This is a genomic window from Yinghuangia soli, from assembly GCF_021502675.1.
GTDB lineage: Bacteria > Actinomycetota > Actinomycetes > Streptomycetales > Streptomycetaceae > Yinghuangia > Yinghuangia soli.
Genome location: NZ_JAKFHA010000031.1, coordinates 71,036 through 73,811, shown reverse-complemented (window position 1 = coordinate 73,811; position 2,776 = coordinate 71,036). Strand labels below are relative to the sequence as shown.

The window sequence follows — 2,776 nt, the reverse complement described above, 5'->3', positions numbered from 1 at the left end:
CGGGGGCCCGGGGGTGGTGCGGGGGCCCCGGGGGGCGCCCCCCCCCGGGGGCCCCCCCCCGGCCCCCCGCCGCTTCGCACTGTGGGGTCGCATGATGCCGGTGAGGGGTTTCTCGCGTGCGGCTTCGGCGACTTCCTTGGTGGCGGTGGTGGTCTCGGGGTGCTGTGCGGTTACAGGGCCAGGCGGTGGACGCTGCCGCCGTCCAGCCCCGCGTACAGGTGTCCTGAGGCGGTGCCGACGGCCAGGGCGGTCACGCCGAGGTCGGGCAGGTTGCCGGAGTGGTCGTGCCAGGTGGTCCCGTGGTCCAGGGACCGCAGCACGCCTTGGCGGCGCGGCCGGAAATTGATCTCCCCTCTGCGGATGCGGTCCATGTCCCCGCCGCCGGCCATGGCCGCGAAGAGGACGCCGTCGTGCTGGGCGAACGCGGTGATGTTCCACGGGCCTTCGGTATCCGTGCCGGGTGCGGGGACGTAGGGGTCCTGGTCCCAGCCGTCCCAGGCCCTGCCGGTCCGGTACTTGATGGTGCGGAAGCCGTCGTCGTCGTCCTTGGAGTACGCGTCGACGCTCCACGGGCCGTCGGGCACCTCGACGCTTCCCGGGTGGAAGGTGGTGCCGCGGTCGTCGCTGTAGCGGAGGGTGTCGCCGCCGAGCAGGACGCGCGTGCCGCCCTTGCCGTCGCCGGTGGCGCCGCTCCTGGCCGGCCTCCTCGTCACCCACGCCGGCCCGTCCGGCACCTTCCTCGCCATCGGCGCCTTCCTCGCCGCCCTTGCGGTGGTGTGCGCGATGCTCGCCCCGATGCCGGCCGACACAACCGTGGAATCCCCCAAAGCGCCAACCACCGCGTGAACACACGACTACCGTGGGCACATGCCCGCGCCCGGGGAGGGGCGCGGGCGAGCCGATCGGCCGTAAGGGGTGGGGCGCATGCTCAAGGCCGCCCGTGTACGTGGCACGTTCACCAACGCATTCCGGCTTCTGCTGCTGGGACTTGCGATCGTCCTGACGTCAACCGCTCTGCCTCCGCCGGGCCCCGCCTTCGCGGCGAAGGCCGCGGCCGGAGGTTCGACCACCACCGACTGGATCTTCCCGAACGCCGTCGGCGACGGCCTGCACTACGACCAGCCGACAAACGTCCTACGCCGCGACGGCGTCGTGGCGCGCACGAACGAATGCTGCGGTCACCTGACGGTCCACGACTTCACACCGCTGGCCCTGCCGACGGGCACGCACATCGACAAGGTGGAAATCCGTTACCACTTGGCCGGAGTGCGGACGACCGCCAGGTTCACGCAGTACCTGCCGACGTTCGCGGAATGCGTCGACCACACCCACCCGGGCTACTACAAGGACTTCACCCCGGAATCCGAGACCGTACTGGCCGACTACATCGTCGAGTACACCGACCAGGACTGCGGCATCCGGCCCGAACGCCTGGCAGACGGCGACTACTACGTCGAAATGGTCCGGTACCTCGGCGACAACGTCACCTACGCGGTCGACGACATCTCGGTGCGCTTCACCTACACGCCGCCGCCCGCGGTGGTAGCCGTCGCACCAGCCTCCGGCCTGATCGGCGGGACGTACGTCGCCACCTACTCCTGCGCGGACACCCCGGCATACCGGGTGTCCCAGGCCGACGGTCAGCCCGCCTCCGGTGCCACGCTCGGGCTGCCGGTCACCAGCGACGGAGTCCACTATCAGCAGCGCCTGCAGTTCGACAGGGCCGGCACCTACGTGCTGTACGTCGACTGCGGTGGCAGCGAGACCGGTTCTCCGGTGGTGACCGTGCGCGACCCGCTGGCGTATGTGGCCCTGGGCGACTCGTACTCGTCAGGCGAAGGCGTCGACCCGTACTTCGAGTCCCAGAACGCGTGCCACCGTTCCCAGCAGGCCTACTCGACACTCGTCGACGTCCCCGGCACAAACACGACCTACGCCTCGCTGCGCGGAATCCCCTACAACGACTGGGGGTTCCTCGCCTGCAGCGGCGCCACGACGTGGGACGTGCTGAACAAGCAGCTCAGCGGCACGCCCGACGGAAACAACACCAACTACCGTGGCCTCGACGACAAAACCGCGCTCGTGACGATCACCATCGGCGGAAACGACATGCGGTTCGCGGACGTTCTGCAGTTCTGCTATAAGCGGCCGACCTTCTGTCCGACCACCCGATTCGACGGTGCGACCACACTGGCCGACTGGTTCACCCGCAAGCTGCGGACCGTCGTCTGGGATCTCGACGAGGTCTACCGGAAGATCCGCACTCAGGCGCCCAACGCGCGCGTCGTCGTCCTCGGCTACCCGCAGTTGCTGCCGGGATCCTGGTCGGAACAGGAGTGCGCCGCGCTTCAAGGCGTCACTGTGAGCGGGATCCAACTCGGGCTGAGCCATGCCGAGCAGGACTTCCTGCGCGACGCCACCCACCGGCTCAACCTGGCGATCGCCGAACGCGCAAACGCGGTCGACGGCGTCGAGTTCGTGTCGGCCGAGAACGCGTTCGCCGGCCACGAAGTGTGCGGTTCGCAAGGAGCGTGGATCAACGGACCGGTCCTGAGCCCCAAGGGCATCGAACCAGGTTCGTTCCACCCCACCGCGACCGGCCAGGCCCAGTACGCCGCACTCGTCAACCAGCGGCTGAGCGCCGTGTCCTGAGCGCTCGCCTTGGTCCGCCCCCGGGCACATCAGCAGCCCTGTTCCCCTGTGACGCCGTCACGCTGCCGTGGGGCAAGCCGGTTGCCCTACGGCGGTGCGCTCGGGACGAATATGGCCAAAACGG

At 69.5% G+C, this 2,776-nt stretch carries 2 protein-coding genes; one reads left to right on the top strand and one right to left on the bottom strand.

The window, feature by feature from the left end:
• Positions 1-170: 170 nt before the first annotated feature.
• Entirely contained in the window at positions 171-746 is a 576-nt protein-coding gene (locus tag LZ495_RS34270) for a hypothetical protein (RefSeq protein WP_235057031.1), read from the bottom strand.
• Between the two features lie 178 nt (positions 747-924).
• Between LZ495_RS34270 and LZ495_RS34265 the strand changes: the two genes are divergently transcribed.
• Complete coding sequence (locus tag LZ495_RS34265) at positions 925-2,652, top strand: SGNH/GDSL hydrolase family protein (protein ID WP_235057030.1); 1,728 nt, start codon at positions 925-927, stop codon at positions 2,650-2,652.
• Positions 2,653-2,776: the final 124 nt, after the last annotated feature.

What these genes read in the sequence shown, in the direction of transcription:
- LZ495_RS34270 (WP_235057031.1), bottom strand. Translation starts at nt 746, where the DNA reads ATGGCGAGGAAGGTGCCGGACGGGCCGGCGTGGGTGACGAGGAGGCCG.
- LZ495_RS34265 (WP_235057030.1), top strand. Translation starts at nt 925, where the DNA reads ATGCTCAAGGCCGCCCGTGTACGTGGCACGTTCACCAACGCATTCCGG.